A 16,165-nucleotide genomic window follows, 5' to 3' on the forward strand; every position below is an offset into this window, starting at 1 on the left:
TGATGGCTTGATGGCGCAATCTTATGGGTCATGTTTCAGCCGGAAAAGCGATGATTTCTGACCAGAATGGTGAGCTGGATTCACAATCGATACGTGCGAACCTGCCTTCGCTGATGGCCCTGCGTTGCTTCGAGGCGGCGGCGCGTCACGAAAATTTCAGCCGCGCTGCCGACGAGCTGTGCCTGACCCATGGCGCGGTCAGCCGCGCGGTGCGGCTGCTCGAGGACGACCTGGGCGTGGCGCTGTTCCAGCGGCGCAGCCGGCGCGTGTTCCTGACCGACGCGGGCCGCAAGCTGGCGCAGGCGGTCCACGACGGGCTGGGGCTGATGCGTCACGCCGCGCAGGAATTGCGCGCCGAGGCCGCCCGGGCGCGGCGCTGGGTCCTGTCGTGCGAGCCGACGCTTCTGATGCGCTGGCTGATTCCGCGCTGGCCGGATTTTCAGGCGCGACATGCGGGCGTCGACGTTCACCTGGCGGCCGCGGGTGGCCCGTTTTCATTCGACAGCGGCATCGACATGGCGATTCGACGCAACGACTTTGCGTGGCCGGCGGGTTACCACGCGGAGCGTCTGTTCGCGGAGCGGGTGGGACCGGTTTGCCGGCCGGACAAGGTCGATGCGTGGTTTTCCGCTCGTCGCGGCGAGCGTTCGTTGAAGACGGACGTTCCGCAGTTGCATACGCGGACACGGCCGGACGCATGGAAGGAATGGGCGGTTGCCGCGCATCAGCCGGCCGTGAGCGGGCGCGGGCAGGTGTTCGACCATTTCTACTTCAGCCTGCAGGCGGCGGTTGCGGGGCTGGGTGTCGCCATCGGCCCGTGGCATCTCGTTCGCGACGATATCGAAAGCGGCGTGCTGGTCGCGCCGATGGGGTTCGTCGAGGATGGTTCGCATTACTGTCTATTGACGCCGGAGCCGGTGGTGGCAGGCCGTGCGCAGGCGGATGTGCTTGCGTGGTTGAGGGCGGTGGCCTGATCGGCGCGCGGATGCCGGGGACGGGCGGTCGACGATGAGCGAGACCGGCTGCTTCCGACGTTGAAGCGGCGCGCTGACAGCCGGCTCGGCCAGCGCGATCGGGCGACCGTGGTCGCCGTCGCTACGGTCGGGCGTCCGGCGCGAACGTCCTGCCCGTCACGTCCACGATGAAGTCGATTGCCGCGCGAATCGTCGGTGCATGTCTGAGGTCGGCATGCACGACCAGCCAGAGATCCCGGGCGTACGGTTCCCCGTCGAACGGCAGGCGCTGCAACCCGGGATCGTTGTCGCCCATGAACACTGGCGATGGGTGTGCTGATGGCCACGAGCATCGCTTCCGGCAGACTCACCGGCAGGCTCGGTGCGCGCACGCTGGCGACGGCCGGCCTGTCGATTTCCGCGGTCGGGTATCTCGCGATGTGGCCGGCGATCGCCGTGCACTCCAACGCGCTGCTCGCGATACCGATGCTGCTGGCAGGCAGCGGCATCGCGCTGACGATACCGACCATCACGGACGCGGCGCTCGCGGCGGTGAGCGCCGCGCAGTCAGGGGTGGCGTCCGGGTTGTTGAATACGGCCCGGCAGGTGGGCGGCGTGTTGGGCGTCGCGCTGTTTGGTTTCTTCGTTCGGGCGGCAGACGGCGCGACGTTCGTTCACGGGATGGCGCGGGCGTTGATCGTTTCGGTTCTGTTGCTGGTGGCCGGTGCGGTGATGGCGTGGCGGAATCTGGGGCAGGCAGGGGCGCGAGGAATCCGGGCTCGCGGGGCGAGCCCTCAACGTCAATGACCGACCCGATAGACGCGACCGCTATGCACGCCTTCCACGCTGCGTCGATAGGCCATGGCCACACGTGCCGCCGGCACGCTCTCGCAGCCGGGAAAAAACGGACCGAACCGATCCATGGATTCCGTCAGCACCGTCGGGCTCACGACGTTGATCCGGATGCCGCGCGGAAAATCGCACGCGGCTGCGCGCACGAATCCTTCAATCCCGGCATTCGATGCGGCGGCATGGGCGCCTTGCGCCATCGGATCATCGACCGCGATGCCCGAGGTCAGCGTGATCGACCCGCCGTCGACCAGATAGTGCTGGCCCACCAGTGCGACACGCACCTGGCTCAGCAGCTTGTCCTGCAATCCCTTGTGGAAATCGGCCGCCGTCATCTTCTCGATCGGGGCAAGGATGACATTGCCCGCGGCGGCGACGATTGCGTCGACTTGCCCGATCTTTTCGAAAAGCGCACTCACGCTCTCGTCACGGGTGATGTCGACCTGATGGTCACCGGAGGTGCGACCCACGCGAACGACTTCGTGTTTTCCGTCACGGGCAAGCTCATCTGCCACGGCACGTCCGACGTCTCCGCCGGCGCCGATTACAACGATCTTCATGGAACCACTCCTTTTCGGTTTCAGGTTGGAGCAGCCATTGTTCTTCGAACCAATATTGAGATAAATGTGCTCTAATTTCCGACACTACTAATCGCCAGTTCGCAATATGGACAAGCTGCGTTCAATGGAAACCTTCGTTGCCGTCGTGGAAGGGGGCAACTTCACCGAGGCGGCGCAGCGGCTTGGCATGTCGGCGGTCATGGTCGGCAAGTACGTGCGCGAACTTGAAGAGCGCCTCGGCGCGCGCATGCTGGAGCGCACCACGCGACGGCAGAGCCTGACGGATGCGGGGCGCGTGTTCTACGAAGATGCCAAGCGCGCGCTTGAACAGGTGCGGATCGCCGAGACGTCGGTCGAGCGATTGCGTGCGTCGCCGTCCGGCACGTTGCGGATCAGCGCGCCGATTACCTTCGGTGCATGCGTCGTCGCGCCGCTGGCCGCGACGTTCCAGCAGATGCATCCGCTCGTGCGCATCGAGCTGGCGTTGAGCAATCGCGTCGTCGACCTGGTGGACGAGGGTTTCGATCTCGCCGTTCGAATTGGCGAACTGGGTGACGTCGATCTGATCGCAAAGCCGTTGACCATGTATCGCATGGTGATTTGCGCATCGCCCGGTTACCTCGCGCGGCATGGACGTCCGGAGACGCCGCAGGATCTGGGCGTGCATCACTGCCTGTCTCACTCGGTGTGGAACGGCCGTAACGGGTGGAAGATCGGCGGGTGGGACGGGCCGCAGGTTTCGCAGGATCCGGCCTTCACGTGCGACGACGGGAACGGGCTGCGCATGGCCGCCATCGCGGGCGCGGGATTGTTGCTGCAGCCTGAAGTTCTGGTGGCGCACGACCTGGCGAGGGGCGCGCTGGTGCCGGTGTTGCAAGCGTACTTGCCGGCGCCGCATCCGGTTCATGTCGTGTATCGGCACGATCGGCGACCATTGCCGAAGCTGACTCGTTTCGTCGAGCATTTGATCGAGCATGGTGCGGGGCGTTGAAGTCGAACGCAGGTAGCGATCGGGGATTCGTGGCGAATCGAATGTCGACAGGAAGCGACGTGTTGCGGGTGCGTGACACTTGTGAGCCGAAGCGATCGCCGCCCGCTGGCGCCGCGCCATTTCTGCGCGGCCGGGATTCCATTGGCGACCGCGTCGAAGTTGAACACCCGGGTTTCTAAACGAGCACGCGGTGGTACACGAAGCCGGCATTCGTTCCGCCGCCCCGACCTACGGCGATCTGAATATTGAGGTGTGCCATCGCCTCGAGATAACGGGCGTTGTTCAAGGGGCCGGTCACGACGGGCGCGAACCCCGCGCTTTCCGCGATCTCGGCGACCGTCGTGTTGGCCTGGACGTCGTTGCCCGCGATGAATGCCGTAACGGCATGGCCACCGCGATCGATGCGATCCGGCGTCATGATGTCGGCGAACACCGTGTTGAAGCACTTCACCAGACGCGCGCCCGGCAGCAGGTGGCCGATCGCCTCGGCTGCCGATCCGTCGGCCCCCAGCGGAAGTGGCGACCAGTCGTCCTGTAGTGCATTCGTTGCGTCAACAACGATCTTGCCGGCCAGCTGATGCGCAAGGGAGGGAAGTACCTCGGCGCACGCCTGATAGAGGACGGCGATGACGACAACATCACCATGCGCCGCAGCCTCTTCCAGCGACGCGATTCGGTACCGGGCGCCCGGGCGCGCCCTCGCGGGATTGCGCAAGCCGACTACCACATCATGTCCCGCCGCGACCAGCAATTCGGCCAGATTCCCGCCAAAGTTTCCACCGCCCAGGAATGCGATCTTCATGGCATGCACCTCACGATTGATTGGGTGGCATCATTCTTTCAATTCCGGTTTCTGCAATCAATTAGGTACCCGAGGGTAACCATGACGAAGAAGATCGAGTTGCCGCCCGATGCGTTCCTGAAAGTCTGTCCGTCACGCGCGGTGCTCGCGCGTATCGGGCAGAAGTGGACCGTGCTGGCCATGGTCGCGATGAAGGATGGGCCGATGCGTTTTGGCGACATCAAGCGCCGCCTGGAAGGTGTCTCGCAGAAGATGCTGACCCAGACGCTGCGCGCGATGGAGCGCGACGGACTGGTGGTGCGCAATGTCTACGACGAGCTGCCGCTGCGTGTCGAGTACGCGCTGAGTTCTCTGGCCGGTACGCTGCTTCCGCTCGTCATCGATCTCAAGGCATGGGCGGAGAATGCGCTCGCGACGATCGAGGCGAGTAATCGTGCGTTCGATCGTGAGCATGCGGAGTAGAGGGAGGAGATTCGGGTTTGGGTCAAGCCTTTCATGTGCTGGCGTGCTCGTTGTTCGCGCGGTCACTCGAGACGGGCGACGCACGCGTGTCTTCCGACGCGTGGGGAGGCCGTCACCGCACCCAGAGATTTGCGAACGGCACGAAGCCCAGGGGGGCGGCCTCTACACCGGCAACATGCGACTCCAGCTCGATATGCTGATGCTCGTGCGAGATCGGGATCAGCCAGCCCGCTTCGACCAGTTGCCGGCCGATCTCCTCGTAGCCCGTCATGCGCACGCGCGCATCGGCTTGCGCCTGCAGCCCGTGCAGCACGCGATCCAGCTCAAGCACCGCATCGGCCGGCATCCACTGCCGAAAAATGCTGTCGGCGGCAAACCATTCGTAGCATCCGAAATCCTCGTCGTCATGCAGTATCTCGCTGCCCAGCACCAGGTCGGCCGCATCCAGCCAGTCGCGCCGGATCAACTCGGCATAAGGCAGCGCCATCACCTGCAGCCGGATATCCGCCTCGCGCAGCCGGGCTTCGATGATGCGCGCCAGCGCGAGTTCGTCATGGGTTTCCCCCGTCACCAGGGTGAGTTCTGTTTGAGCGGGCAAGGAGGGCACGGGGCCCGATGCCGCGACGCGATGCTGCCAGGCCGGTAACAGGCCGGCCGCGGGCCGTCGCGCGGGATCGTCGGCCCCGAACAGGCGGCCGGGCGCAAGCCAGTCCGCCAGCGCGAGCCGCTGTTCGCGCTGGCGAAAACCGTCGCGCGTGGCGTTGCAGACCACGTAGGTGCAGCCCGCCTGCACCCGCACGATGCCCTTGTTGGCTTGCGTGCGGGAAACGGAGTGGCCGAAGCGGAGGTCGAAGCCGTCCGCCAGGCCGGTCGAGGGAGGAAACCAGAGATCCAGTTCGTCGAGCAGGGCCCGCTCGCGGTAATGATGGCCGAAGGCCGACAGGGTAATGCAGTATTCGCTGTGACGCGTCAGCCTGAACGGCCCCGTTCCGATCGGCATGCGTGCGAAGTCGGGCTTCCGGTGCCGCGGCACGATCGAGGCATTGGCCGCCGCGAGGCGCTGCGGCCACAGATGATCGACGTCGCTCAGACGGCACACGATTCGCCGGCCGTCGCCGATTTCCACGTCGAGCAGATGACGGTATAGCCGCTGGAAATAGCTCGGCTCGTCACGCATGCGCAGCAGCGTGTACCGCACGTCTTCCGGTTCCAGCGGCGTGCCGTCGTGGAAGACGATGTTCGGCCGGAGCCAGAAGTGCCAAACCAGTCCGTCCTCTTCCGATTCCCAGTGATGCGCCAGTGCCGGCGCGACGCGCTGCGTGTGCCGGTCGAACTCGGTCAGTCGCGAAAAGATCTGCCGCACCAGATGCGCTTCCAGCCGGCTGATCACCCGATAGGGATCGAGTTCATCCACCGCCCGATAAAGGAGAATGCGCAGACGGTGGCTGTGCGAACCCTCCGTATCGATGCCCAGGAAATCTGGCAGCCGTTTCAGCAACTGTCGGCGCTGCTCGTCTGCCAGGCTGGCAAACGCCTGCTCCAGTTCCCCTTCCGCCAGCAAGGCCGACAGGCGGTCGAGCACCGCGTGCTGCGGCGGCACCAGGATAGTCAGGCGCGAAAAGTGGCCACGGCCGCGCGCCGACTCCCAGCGCAGCCAGCCTTGCGCTTCCATCTTGCGCAGCAGGCCCCGCACGTTGCGTTCGGTGCAGTTCAGGGCGCGCGCCAGCGCCGGCAGGCCGGGCTGATTCCCCTGCTCTTCGAGAAACTCGCTAAGTCGATGAAACCGGTCGATCAGTCGCATAAAAGAGGAAACAAAAAAATCGAAATTTGCCGTTTTTTATTGTGCTTGCCGTTGTGCAGAATGTACACGCGTATAAAACAAGTCGATTCAAACTAGCCTTGCCAGAAGCGGGTATGCATCGTTTTGTCGATTTGTGTGGATTTGTAAAAAAATAGCTGAATCGAACGTCAATTTCCATTCCCGGGATTATTGATTCGATCGCCATTGCGTAAATATCGCTGCTTCAATACGGCAACACCCCGGCCTTTATCAATCATCGTGGATAGTTAATGAGCGAATTGGATTTTGAATATCTTCCATCCCGCAATACGCTGGTTCATCAGGTCGAACGTCCGCACGGCGAACCGCGGCGGGAGCATTTCCGTTTCGTCCGGCAGCCGCTGGCGCCATTGGCGCCCGGCGAAGCTCTGGTGAGAAACATGCATTTTTCAGTCGACCCCTACATGCGCGAATGTATGGACGGCGACTGGGCACTGCATGCGCCGCTCGAAGGCCGGACCATCGGCCGGGTACTGCGCTCCACGGACACCGCGCTGCGGCCCGGCGACTGGGTATTCCATCGACAGGGATGGCGTACCTACGCCCAGGTACCGGTGCAGGCGCTGCGGGTGATCCGGCCCGCGGAGTGTGTGCCGATCACCGCGTGGCTGAGCATCCTCGGCGGCACCGGGTTGACTGCCTGGGTCGCCCTGACCCGCATCGTCCGCCTGCAGCCCGGCGAATCCGTTTATGTGTCCGCCGCGGCCGGCGGCGTTGGCACTGCGGCCGGCCAGTTCGCGAAATTGCTCGGCGCGGGCCGGATCGTCGGGAGCACCAGCAACGAAAGCAAGGCACGGCAACTGATGCACGGCCTCGGCTATTCCGACGCATTCGTCTACCGGCCCGGGCAAGTCGCTGCGCAATTGCGCGAAAGGGTTCCCGAAGGCGTCGACGTCTACCTGGACAACGTCGGCGGCGAACAGCTCGAGGCAGCCATCGCCGTCCTGAAAGACCACGGGCGCGCGGCGCTGATCGGCGCGGTCGCGCAGTACAGCGCGCTGCAGCCTCCCGCCGCGCCGCGCAATCTGTTCGACGCGGTGGGCAAGAGCCTGACGCTGCAGGGCTTTCTCGTGAAGAACTACGCCAGCCTGCAGCAGGAACTAGAGGCATTCGCGATCCCGCACCTCCAGCGCCGCGACCTCGTTGCGCCCGAAACCGTCACGACGGGCTTCGACAACATCGTCGACGCGTTTCTCGCGATGCTCTCGGGCGGCAATCTCGGCAAGGCCATTGTCAGCGTCGATAGCGACGACGAAGGTGCGTCCTGATTCTCGCCCGCGGGATGCGGACGGTAAGCCATTGCGATCTGTCACGACCATTCGACTTGCGTTCCAGTAAGCGACCTTCGACGAACACACAAGCGCCAGCGCGATCCAAGACCTGATCGACGAAGGTGTCGCCGAACGACCGAACGACCCGCGCCGGACATAAACCACCACACCCGCCGCTCAATCAAGATAAGGCTCCAACACCCCCTCGATCCAGTCCATGAAGGCCCGGACGCGAGGCGACAGATTGCGCCGATGAGCCACGACAAGCGACGCGGCGAGCGGCTCGGGACGCAAGTCGGGCAGCACCTCCACCAGCGCGCCGCTTTCGATGTAATGCGCAAGCGTCGGATATCCCGCCTGGATCAACCCGAGGCCGGCCAGCCCGGCTGCATGATAGGTCTGAACACTGTTGACCTGCATCGCGCTCGGCAACGGAAGCGACGCATAGCCGTCGCCGTCCGGGTATTCCCATCCGGCATGCCTGGCACCGAGTGTCAGCGTGTAGTGGATCATCCGGTGTCCCTGCGTGCGCAGATCATCGAGCGTGTGCGGTGTGCCGTACCGCGCCAGATAGCTCGGGCTCGCCGCATTGGTCATCCGCAGTTTTCCCAGCGGCCGGGCAATCAGCGTCTCGTCGACGATCGGCCCGAGCCGGATCACGCAATCGAATCCTTCCTGGACGAGATCGACACGCCGATCGGTGCTCGAAAGTTCCAGTTCCAGTTCCGGATGCGCCGACATCAGTTGCGGGAGTGCGGGAATCACGACGCTGCGTGCGAGCTCGGTGGGCATGTCGACGCGCAGCCTTCCCCGCAACGGTGTGCCGTTGCCGGAGAACATCGATTGCAATTCCTGTACTTCGGCCAGCAGGTCGCGCGCGCGTGAATAAAAGGCGCGCCCGTCTTCGGTCAGCTGAACGCGCCTCGTGGTCCGGTGCAGGAGTGCAACGCCCACATCCCGCTCCAGCTCACGGATCACCATCGACACACGTCCCTTCTGAATACCGAGGCTTTCGGCCGCGCGCGTGAAGCTCGTCATTTCGGCGACACGGGCAAAGATCAAAAGCGCGTCGAGGTTTTGCATTGTTCACCCAGGGAGTAACAGAACGTTCAATTTGTCATCGTTTATAACTCAGTTGTGGCTCGGTAGAGTGGCTTTCCATGTCGTCCACGGCGGACAACGCGAACGAAAGGAAGCACCCATGACACCACACGCCTCTCTGGTCAACACAGTCGTCTTATTCCATTCCGGCTACGGGCATACCGAGCGCATGGCTAACGCTGTCGCCGAAGGTGCCCGCGCCGTGCTCGTCGCGATCGACAGCGAGGGAAACATTCCAGCGGATGCCTGGGAAACGCTCGCCGGCGCGGACGCGATCCTGTTCGGCTCGCCGACCTACATGGGCGGCCCGAGATGGCAGTTCAAGAAGTTTGCCGACGCATCCTCGAAGGTCTGGTTCGAAGGCGGATGGCGGAACAAGATCTTTGGCGGCTTCACCAACAGCGCAAGCATCAACGGCGACAAGCTCAACACGCTCGAATACTTCTTCCTGCTCGCCGGGCAGCACGGCGGCATCTGGGTCAGCATGGACATCAAGCCGGCGAACGTGAAAGCCTCGATGCGTGACGACCTGAATCGCATGGGCGCCTATATCGGGCCGATGGCGCAAACGCCTGCCGATGCGTCGCCCGAGGAAATGTCATCGGGGGATCTCGAGACGGCACGCCGCCATGGCATGCGTGTCGCAACGATCGCCGGACAGTTCCGGTCCGGAACACCTCGAGGCAACTGAAATCCCGGCATGCGCGACGGGACGTGACGCAACGCAACGGACGCCGCCGCATGCCATCCAGCCACGTTTGAAGGGAAGGGTGATGAAATACAAGCAACTGGGCCGCACCGGCCTGTACGTTTCCGAGTTGTGCCTCGGCACGATGACGCTGGGCGGCAACGCCGATGCCGGCATGTGGAAGGCGATCGGCGCCGTCGAACAGGACGAGGCGAACCAGCTGATCGCCCGCGCGCTTGCCGACGGAATCAATTTCATCGATACCGCCGACATTTACTCCTTTGGCCAGTCCGAACGCATCGTCGGGCAGGCCCTCCGGGACATCGGCGTGCCGCGCAGCGAGATCGTGCTCGCGACCAAGACGGCCGGCGTGATGGGCCGGAAGCCCAACGAACAGGGGGCGTCGCGCGGCCACATCATGGATTCCGTGCAGAGAAGCCTGGAACGGCTTCAGGTCGACCATATCGATCTGTACCAGATTCACGCCAACGATCCTGTCACGCCGATCGAAGAGACGCTGCGCGCTCTCGACGATCTCACGCGGCAGGGGCTGGTCCGATATGTCGGCGTGTCGAATTGGCGCGCGGGCAGGATCGGCAAGGCGCTCGGGCTGAGTGCGGCGCTTCGCGCCACGCGCTTCGAGACGCTCCAGGCCTACTATTCGATCGTCGGACGTGACGTCGAGCGCGAGCTGGTGCCACTCGTCGTCGAGGAGCAGATGGGGCTGCTCGTCTGGTCGCCCCTCGCCGGCGGGTTGCTGTCGGGGAAGTTCGGCCCCGGTACGTCGACCGACAGCGGTTCGCGGCGCAACCATTTCGATTTTCCGCCGGTCGATCTTGATCGAGCCTGGCCGTGCGTTGCAGAGATGCGCACCATCGCCGATGCGCACGATGTCTCGGTCGCCCGGATCGCGCTCGCGTGGCTACTTGCGAGGCCGCACGTCACGAGCGTGATTGTCGGCGCCAAGCGGATCGAACAGCTCGAAGACAATCTCGGCGCGGTCGATGTCGTCCTGACCGAGACCGAGCTTGCGCGTCTCGATGCCGTGAGCGCTTTGCCGGCCAGCTATCCCGGCTGGATGATCGAGCGTCAGGAGGCGGGCAGGCGCCCTCAACCTTTCCGGCGTGTCGCGTCGGAATAGAACCGGCTATCGCACCTCAATCCAGGCGACGCAAGTCGTTGAAGATCGCCACCCCGCGTTGAATCGCGTGTTCCCGTTACCAAAGAGAGACCGACATGCCGAAGGGTTATCTAGTCGCACACGTCAGCGTTTCGGACCCGGCCGCCTATGCTGCTTATGCAGAAGCGGCGGGTGATGCAATCAAGGCTTTCGGCCCCAAGGTCATAGCGGCCTGGGGGCAGTATGAAAACCTCGAAGGCGAGGCCCATGAGCGGCATGTGGTCCTCGAGTTCGATTCGTTCGCCGAGGCCAGGCGTTTTTATGAGAGCCCCGAATACCAGACGGCCAGGGCACTCCGCGCCGGCGCGGCAACCGGAACCTTCGTCATTCTCGAGGGGGCTTCGTGACGCTGACCACGACACGTTCGAACATGAGCGTCGTCGGTTCGATCTCGCGGCAGGGGGCCTCACGAATCCCGGCCGTCCTTCGCCGGAAGTGCCCGGCATTGCGAATGCGGGGACGCTGGCTTGCCGACACGTCCTTGCGGTGATCAATCATTCGGCTGAACGTCCGTCGGCTCATGCGACCGGACGAGCGGTGGCCTGACGATGATCTTGCCGATAACCTGGCCAGATTCCTGAGCCTGGTGGGCTTCAACGATGGCGTCGAGCGCGACCTGCATGCCTATGGTCGGCACATAGGCGCCGTCCTCGAGGCATCGGCAGATCGCCGAAACGGCTGCGGACTTGGCGGCCGCCGGGACGGTGTAAATGTAAACGAACCGGAATGTACAGCCTGCGATCATTGCGTCGAGCAGGGGAAGCGGCACCTGATCGGCAGCGGATCCTACGGCATACGAACTGATGATGCCGCCGTTGGCGAGGCAACGCATATCGATGCCGAGGTTGTCTTGCAGACTGACTTCCACGATACGATCGACTCCCCGCTGCCGTGTTGCCGATTTCACGATCGCGACCACATCCTGCAGCCGTCGATTGATCACGAGGTCTGCACCCGCACGCCGTGCGGCGTCTGCCTGCGCGGGCGTTGAAACGGTGGTCGCGACCCACGCGCCGGCCCATTTTGCAAGCAGGATTGCCGCGGTTCCGACTGCTCCCGCGCCGCCCTGGACGAGTATCGCGCGACCGTTGATGTCGCCGTCCGAGAAGAGACATCGATGGGCCGTGAGTGCCGGAATGCCCAGGCAGGCGCCGACCTCGAACGAAACGTTGCCGGGCAAAGGAACGGCCTGTGCTTCCGGAACGACCGTATATTCCGCGGCCGTGCCGAAGGGGCGGCGATATTGCGCTTCGAACAGCCACACCCGTTCGCCTGTCCGTGTCGGCGCAACGCCGGCACCGACCGCGTCGATCACGCCCGTGCCGTCTTGATGCGGAATGACCATCGGAAATGCGGAATGGCCGGAGAAGCCGGTACGCGCCTTGATATCGCTGGGATTCAGGCCCGATGCGTGGATGCGCACCCGGACTTCGCCCGGACCCGGTTGCGGAACCGGAAAATCTCCGAGCCTCAACACTTCCGAAGCATTGCCCTGACGTTCGTAATAAGCGGCCTTCATCGATCTGGTCCCTTGAATGAGTCCGGTCGCCGGTTATCGGCGGCCGATGTAACGATGCCGCGACTATCGGCGGTCGGCCGCTTTTGCACAAGAAGGCACGTCTTTGATATATAGGGAAAGAAATTATCCTATTGGGAGCCGGCATGACATCTTCGGTTAGCACGTATCCGTGCTCGGTCGCCGCGACGGTCGATGTCGCGGGAGGGAAATGGAAGCCGCTGATCGTGCACTATCTGCTGGGTGGTACCAAAAGGTTCGGCGAGTTGCGCGGCTTGATCGGAGCGGTGACCCAGCGCTCGTTGACGTTGCAGCTTCGCGAGCTCGAATCGGACGGCATCGTGACCCGTACGGTTTTCGCCGAGGTCCCGCCCCGCGTCGAATACACGTTGACCGAATTCGGCAGAACGCTCGCCCCGGTGCTCGACGCGATGAAGCAATGGGGCGACGCTTACCTCGCGCGACTGGAGCAATCCGCGGGGCGCCGGCCGTGTTCGTGAGTGTCCCGTTGCGTCGCCGGTGGATGTCCGGACACCGTTGCCCGGCGAGTCGTTGAAAACGCGCACGTGCCATAATTCGCCGGTTCCTGGGCTACCCGACGCATCGTGTCCTTCACGAAATGATTTTGATCAGATCTCTTGCCGCCGCCTGCCTGTTGCTGGCGGGATGTATTGCCGCGGCGCACGCCGAGACGTATCCGCCGGAAGTGTCGAGAAACATCGACAAGCTCCAGTCCCGATGTGCCGGCAAATCCAACGACCCCAAGGCGGCCGCCTGCATCGAATACAAGGCCACGCTGGCCCGCACCGTTCCACCCGCTGTCCAGGAGCTGATGCGTCAGGAAGAGGTGGTCGATGGCCAATGCAGGAACGGCGCGGCACCGAAACTATTGCCTGACGGGCAATATGCTCCGGGCAGTGCGTGCGCACAACGCGAGCTGATGATGAAAACCATTCGCCAGCACGGCTGGTGCTGGGGGCACACGGACATGGACAGCTATCATCCGGGTTGGGTGGTCTGTCATCCCGGCGAATGGCAGTGAAGCCGGGCGAAGCTGTCGCTGAAACGCTCGCGTGACGGCATCGGCGGCGTTCGCGGATGGTTGCGGATTCGACGCGCCGGGGGCGACGGGCCGAGGATTGTGAACGATCGAGCGGCTCGTGCCGAACTACCGATTGAATTCGCCGCCGAACCCGGTCACTGCCTGCTCCGACAATCCGCGATTGACCTGACCCGGTTCGCTAAAGGCTATCGACACCAGTGCGTGTTGCAAACACGCCGCCCGTCAATCGGATGACGCCGGCACCTCATTTCCCTGAGCCGCACCGCATTGATGGCAATGCGGGAAGAAGAAAAAATTCCGGCCGCCGCATTCGCAGACATTGAAGAGTCGTAATCCGCAATGCACGCAGAACGTGGAGTCGTCGCCGCCGAGATTCCATTGTTTGTCGCATGACGGGCAGCGCTTTTTTTCGAGCGAACGAACGGCTTTTTCGTAGCCGATCGTGCGCGCGCGTTCTCCCTGATCCTGCTGCAATTCGAGCCGTTTGCGTTCGGCATAGCGCTGAAAGGCCTTCATCATGTAAAGGCCGGCGAACACCGTGAGCGCAATGCCCACCAGGACCCGGACATAACCGCCGAAATTCGGCAAGTACGGGACCAGTTCGATGAAGAACGCGCTCAGTGCAAACAGGCCAAAACCGTACACGAAAGGCCAGTAGCGTATCTTGCGGTAGCGTATGAACAACCAGATCGCGACCAGCAGTATCGGCAGCGTCAGCGCAAGCCGCAGTCCGAACACTTGCAGCTCATAGTGCCGTGTCGCTTCGTCGAAGCGCCGTTCGGCTGCCGCGTCCGCTTCGGCGATTTGCGTGTCCACTTGAGTCTGCTGCGATGCCAGCGCCCGTTGCTGGTCGTTGATCGCATCGATCTGATGCTGCCAGTTGACCACCACGGCCTGGAGCGAATCCAGCTTGCGAGTTCTCGCGAGAATGTCGGGGTCCCGCGCACTGTCGCCGGTCACCGAGCGCGTTGCCAGCCAGTTGCGGAAGCTTTCCTTCTCGGCCGCATACTCCTTCGCGGCGCGGCCACGCGCGACCTCCATGGTGTCGGCCTTGTCGGCAAGCGCGTTGTGCTGCGCCTGCAGATTGCGCCGCGCTGTGTCCAGCCGCGCTTTCGTCGGCGCATCGGCGAATTGCTCGATGACGGGCGGGCCGCCCGTCGGGGCAAACGCCATGTCGCGGATCACGAGACTGCCGAGCATGTTCAGAAAGACGGCGAAGATGATCGCGATTACCCATGAGGCGAGTCGCAGGAGCCGCGCGGGACTGGTCAGGCCGTCGCCGGAAGTCATCATTGTTTTGCCTTGGTTGGAATGGTTCGCAGTGTTATCAATCTTGACACAATGGTCGACTCTTTTTGGCCGGCTGGCGCCCGATGCGGTCAGTAGGAATGCTCCAAACCACGCAGCCTTTAACGTTGGCTCAGACGAAACGTCGGGCTTGCAAGGCGGTCATCGCGGCGAATCCAGGCCGAGTTGCTCCACCAGCTCAGGGAAGCCAAGCGACGTTGCCATCCTGGCAAAGGCATCCTGCTCTGTCGTCGATGCAACTGCAAGTGCCGTTGCGATCTCCTCAAGTGCGTTGACGTCGTCGTCCTCGGCATGCAAGTTACTCTGTTGATCGATGTGCCTCACGGCCAGTACAAGTGCCTTGGCTATTCCATCCATGTCGCCCTCAAAAGACCAAATGTGACGTGAACCATGTGCACCGAGAAGGTCGCTGCTTTGACAAATTTCCAACGTCCGCAGTCGCGAGCCGTCGATTCTGTCTTATACCGTCTCTTTTAGGGAAGATTATTCAATGAGTAAAGCTTGCACATGAAAATTGCATCCTTGAATGCGGGGAAAGTATGAATAAATTCATTGCGTGCAGAATCAATATCAATCGACTGTGGAATTATTTGATATTTCATCGTAAGCACGGATGCCACGTGATTGGCGGTTACAAAGTCACCAAGAGGTTCACATCTTCACGCTGTGGCGATTGACTTCTTCCTTGTGGATTTCGAAGGTGCATCGATCACCTGTCGCGGCTATCAGGCGAAACCCGCATTTTTCGGCGACGCGAAGAGAGGCTCGATTCTCGATAGCGCATGACGCCGTCAAGCTCGTCATCCTGCCCGAGCCGAACGCGAGAACGAGCAGCGCACGAATCGCATGAGCCGCGTAGCCCTTTTCCCAAAAGTCAGGCAACAAAAACCAGCCACAATCAGCCGAAACCGAGTCGCCGATCGTTGCTGTGCGATCGCGTCCGCCAACGCATGTTCACATTGCGCTCTCGTTCGCGGGAGCCACGACACGTAGCGGGCCACTTGCGAGCTCATCTGCAATTCGCAAAATCGCTCGATGTCGGACGGCACGTGCTCACGGAGTCGAACGGGGCATGAATTCATTCAGGTACCGGAAGCAGCGGGGCGCATTTCTGGAAAGGAGTCGTACGCGGTCACGGAATCATCAAGGCCCGGGCAGCAGATGCGGAAGCGACGGAAACCTCGACGGCAACGAGCACTTCGAGAGAACGGCGCGCTGCTTCAGTCTCAACGGGTTGGTGCCCTGCGATGCGAGCCAGGATACCTCGCTTACCGCTGCCATTTTGGCCCCGGCCCGACGTCGGATAGGGAGCGTCTGCCGTCAGCGCGTAAGCGCTCCCGTTCGACACCGGGTTTTCGTCTGATCGTGGATCAGCGTCACGGCGCGGATCTTGCTGACGCGGTGTCCTCGGGCCAGTTCCTATAAGGGTAAGTCCGGCATGGCGCAACGTTATCAAACCAGATTAACTTATATCAAACAATTTTTGACGCAAAATTATGTTCCTGATATGGTCTTTCGCACTCGCTAAGCGCGATCCGGCCACGTTGGTGCTCGGCGATTAGGTTCGCGTACTTCGCCAGC

The 16,165-nt window shown here is 62.7% G+C and carries 19 protein-coding genes; 10 read left to right on the forward strand and 9 right to left on the reverse strand.

From position 1 onward, the window contains the following. The first annotated feature begins 50 nt into the window (after positions 1-50). Positions 51-974, forward strand: coding sequence for a LysR family transcriptional regulator (locus ABY44_RS33055; protein WP_060170204.1), 924 nt, complete (start codon positions 51-53; stop codon positions 972-974). A gap of 121 nt (positions 975-1,095) precedes the next feature. On the opposite strand, the gene ABY44_RS33060 is transcribed toward ABY44_RS33055, so the two are convergent. Next, positions 1,096-1,269: a hypothetical protein gene (locus ABY44_RS33060; RefSeq protein ID WP_176114724.1), complete on the reverse strand. Its 174-nt coding sequence runs from the start codon at positions 1,267-1,269 to the stop codon at positions 1,096-1,098. A gap of 11 nt (positions 1,270-1,280) precedes the next feature. Between ABY44_RS33060 and ABY44_RS33065 the strand changes: the two genes are divergently transcribed. Beyond that, a complete protein-coding gene (locus ABY44_RS33065) occupies positions 1,281-1,760 on the forward strand; it encodes an MFS transporter (protein ID WP_060170206.1) in 480 nt (159 codons plus the stop codon). Here ABY44_RS33065 and ABY44_RS33070 read toward each other — a convergent pair. Beyond that, positions 1,754-2,362, reverse strand: coding sequence for a short chain dehydrogenase (locus ABY44_RS33070; RefSeq protein ID WP_060170208.1), 609 nt, complete (start codon positions 2,360-2,362; stop codon positions 1,754-1,756). The two genes, ABY44_RS33065 and ABY44_RS33070, sit on opposite strands and share 7 nt — an antisense overlap. 106 nt (positions 2,363-2,468) lie before the next feature. On the opposite strand from ABY44_RS33070, the gene ABY44_RS33075 reads away from it, so the two are divergent. Beyond that, positions 2,469-3,353: a LysR family transcriptional regulator gene (locus tag ABY44_RS33075; RefSeq protein WP_060170210.1), complete on the forward strand. Its 885-nt coding sequence runs from the start codon at positions 2,469-2,471 to the stop codon at positions 3,351-3,353. Between the two features lie 175 nt (positions 3,354-3,528). Here ABY44_RS33075 and ABY44_RS33080 read toward each other — a convergent pair whose 3' ends face one another. After that, complete coding sequence (locus ABY44_RS33080) at positions 3,529-4,155, reverse strand: NADPH-dependent F420 reductase (protein WP_060170212.1); 627 nt, start codon at positions 4,153-4,155, stop codon at positions 3,529-3,531. Positions 4,156-4,236: 81 nt separating this feature from the next. Between ABY44_RS33080 and ABY44_RS33085 the strand changes: the two genes are divergently transcribed. Further along, positions 4,237-4,617 carry a winged helix-turn-helix transcriptional regulator gene (locus ABY44_RS33085; protein WP_034196196.1) on the forward strand — a complete coding sequence of 127 codons (381 nt, stop codon included), beginning with the start codon at positions 4,237-4,239 and terminating at the stop codon, positions 4,615-4,617. A 112-nt stretch (positions 4,618-4,729) separates the two neighbouring features. Here the strand turns inward: ABY44_RS33085 and ABY44_RS33090 are convergent, their stop codons facing one another. Further along, the gene (locus ABY44_RS33090) at positions 4,730-6,418 is read right to left on the reverse strand and encodes an SgrR family transcriptional regulator (protein WP_060170214.1); all 1,689 of its coding nucleotides are present in this window, start codon (positions 6,416-6,418) and stop codon (positions 4,730-4,732) included. A gap of 269 nt (positions 6,419-6,687) precedes the next feature. Between ABY44_RS33090 and ABY44_RS33095 the strand changes: the two genes are divergently transcribed. After that, positions 6,688-7,725, forward strand: coding sequence for an MDR family NADP-dependent oxidoreductase (locus ABY44_RS33095; RefSeq protein ID WP_060170216.1), 1,038 nt, complete (start codon positions 6,688-6,690; stop codon positions 7,723-7,725). Between the two features lie 180 nt (positions 7,726-7,905). Here ABY44_RS33095 and ABY44_RS33100 read toward each other — a convergent pair whose 3' ends face one another. After that, positions 7,906-8,811 (reverse strand): LysR family transcriptional regulator, encoded by a 906-nt coding sequence (locus ABY44_RS33100; protein ID WP_060170218.1) that lies wholly within the window; start codon positions 8,809-8,811, stop codon positions 7,906-7,908. 118 nt (positions 8,812-8,929) lie between these two features. Between ABY44_RS33100 and ABY44_RS33105 the strand changes: the two genes are divergently transcribed. The 3 genes from ABY44_RS33105 to ABY44_RS33115 all read left to right on the forward strand — a co-directional run bounded on the left by ABY44_RS33105 (position 8,930) and on the right by ABY44_RS33115 (position 11,044). Continuing rightward, positions 8,930-9,520, forward strand: coding sequence for a flavodoxin family protein (locus tag ABY44_RS33105; protein ID WP_060170220.1), 591 nt, complete (start codon positions 8,930-8,932; stop codon positions 9,518-9,520). Positions 9,521-9,602: 82 nt separating this feature from the next. After that, entirely contained in the window at positions 9,603-10,658 is a 1,056-nt protein-coding gene (locus ABY44_RS33110; RefSeq protein WP_060170222.1) for an aldo/keto reductase, read from the forward strand. Between the two features lie 95 nt (positions 10,659-10,753). Then, entirely contained in the window at positions 10,754-11,044 is a 291-nt protein-coding gene (locus ABY44_RS33115; RefSeq protein WP_060170224.1) for a DUF1330 domain-containing protein, read from the forward strand. A 143-nt stretch (positions 11,045-11,187) separates the two neighbouring features. Here ABY44_RS33115 and ABY44_RS33120 read toward each other — a convergent pair whose 3' ends face one another. Continuing rightward, positions 11,188-12,216, reverse strand: a complete 1,029-nt coding sequence (locus ABY44_RS33120; protein WP_431643344.1) for an NADPH:quinone reductase — start codon at positions 12,214-12,216, stop codon at positions 11,188-11,190. Positions 12,217-12,359: 143 nt separating this feature from the next. Between ABY44_RS33120 and ABY44_RS33125 the strand changes: the two genes are divergently transcribed. After that, positions 12,360-12,713 carry a winged helix-turn-helix transcriptional regulator gene (locus tag ABY44_RS33125; RefSeq protein ID WP_059585989.1) on the forward strand — a complete coding sequence of 118 codons (354 nt, stop codon included), beginning with the start codon at positions 12,360-12,362 and terminating at the stop codon, positions 12,711-12,713. 119 nt (positions 12,714-12,832) lie between these two features. Next, positions 12,833-13,255 carry a hypothetical protein gene (locus ABY44_RS33130; protein ID WP_060170228.1) on the forward strand — a complete coding sequence of 141 codons (423 nt, stop codon included), beginning with the start codon at positions 12,833-12,835 and terminating at the stop codon, positions 13,253-13,255. 243 nt (positions 13,256-13,498) lie between these two features. Here the strand turns inward: ABY44_RS33130 and ABY44_RS33135 are convergent, their stop codons facing one another. The 3 genes from ABY44_RS33135 to ABY44_RS33145 form a co-directional block, all read right to left on the reverse strand. Then, positions 13,499-14,566 (reverse strand): hypothetical protein, encoded by a 1,068-nt coding sequence (locus tag ABY44_RS33135; RefSeq protein ID WP_060170313.1) that lies wholly within the window; start codon positions 14,564-14,566, stop codon positions 13,499-13,501. 159 nt (positions 14,567-14,725) lie between these two features. Then, positions 14,726-14,941, reverse strand: a complete 216-nt coding sequence (locus ABY44_RS33140; protein ID WP_060170231.1) for a hypothetical protein — start codon at positions 14,939-14,941, stop codon at positions 14,726-14,728. 294 nt (positions 14,942-15,235) lie between these two features. After that, positions 15,236-15,505, reverse strand: a complete 270-nt coding sequence (locus ABY44_RS33145) for a GNAT family N-acetyltransferase (RefSeq protein WP_081072713.1) — start codon at positions 15,503-15,505, stop codon at positions 15,236-15,238. Positions 15,506-16,165: the final 660 nt, after the last annotated feature.

The organism is Burkholderia sp. ZZQ-2 (assembly GCF_050768715.1).
Lineage (GTDB): Bacteria > Pseudomonadota > Gammaproteobacteria > Burkholderiales > Burkholderiaceae > Burkholderia > Burkholderia cepacia.

Coding starts and splice junctions, on each gene's coding strand:
- ABY44_RS33055 (WP_060170204.1), top strand. CDS start 51: ATGATTTCTGACCAGAATGGTGAGCTGGATTCACAATCGATACGTGCG.
- ABY44_RS33060 (WP_176114724.1), bottom strand. CDS start 1,269: ATGGGCGACAACGATCCCGGGTTGCAGCGCCTGCCGTTCGACGGGGAA.
- ABY44_RS33065 (WP_060170206.1), top strand. CDS start 1,281: ATGGGTGTGCTGATGGCCACGAGCATCGCTTCCGGCAGACTCACCGGC.
- ABY44_RS33070 (WP_060170208.1), bottom strand. CDS start 2,362: ATGAAGATCGTTGTAATCGGCGCCGGCGGAGACGTCGGACGTGCCGTG.
- ABY44_RS33075 (WP_060170210.1), top strand. CDS start 2,469: ATGGACAAGCTGCGTTCAATGGAAACCTTCGTTGCCGTCGTGGAAGGG.
- ABY44_RS33080 (WP_060170212.1), bottom strand. CDS start 4,155: ATGAAGATCGCATTCCTGGGCGGTGGAAACTTTGGCGGGAATCTGGCC.
- ABY44_RS33085 (WP_034196196.1), top strand. CDS start 4,237: ATGACGAAGAAGATCGAGTTGCCGCCCGATGCGTTCCTGAAAGTCTGT.
- ABY44_RS33090 (WP_060170214.1), bottom strand. CDS start 6,418: ATGCGACTGATCGACCGGTTTCATCGACTTAGCGAGTTTCTCGAAGAG.
- ABY44_RS33095 (WP_060170216.1), top strand. CDS start 6,688: ATGAGCGAATTGGATTTTGAATATCTTCCATCCCGCAATACGCTGGTT.
- ABY44_RS33100 (WP_060170218.1), bottom strand. CDS start 8,811: ATGCAAAACCTCGACGCGCTTTTGATCTTTGCCCGTGTCGCCGAAATG.
- ABY44_RS33105 (WP_060170220.1), top strand. CDS start 8,930: ATGACACCACACGCCTCTCTGGTCAACACAGTCGTCTTATTCCATTCC.
- ABY44_RS33110 (WP_060170222.1), top strand. CDS start 9,603: ATGAAATACAAGCAACTGGGCCGCACCGGCCTGTACGTTTCCGAGTTG.
- ABY44_RS33115 (WP_060170224.1), top strand. CDS start 10,754: ATGCCGAAGGGTTATCTAGTCGCACACGTCAGCGTTTCGGACCCGGCC.
- ABY44_RS33120 (WP_431643344.1), bottom strand. CDS start 12,216: ATGAAGGCCGCTTATTACGAACGTCAGGGCAATGCTTCGGAAGTGTTG.
- ABY44_RS33125 (WP_059585989.1), top strand. CDS start 12,360: ATGACATCTTCGGTTAGCACGTATCCGTGCTCGGTCGCCGCGACGGTC.
- ABY44_RS33130 (WP_060170228.1), top strand. CDS start 12,833: ATGATTTTGATCAGATCTCTTGCCGCCGCCTGCCTGTTGCTGGCGGGA.
- ABY44_RS33135 (WP_060170313.1), bottom strand. CDS start 14,566: ATGACTTCCGGCGACGGCCTGACCAGTCCCGCGCGGCTCCTGCGACTC.
- ABY44_RS33140 (WP_060170231.1), bottom strand. CDS start 14,941: ATGGATGGAATAGCCAAGGCACTTGTACTGGCCGTGAGGCACATCGAT.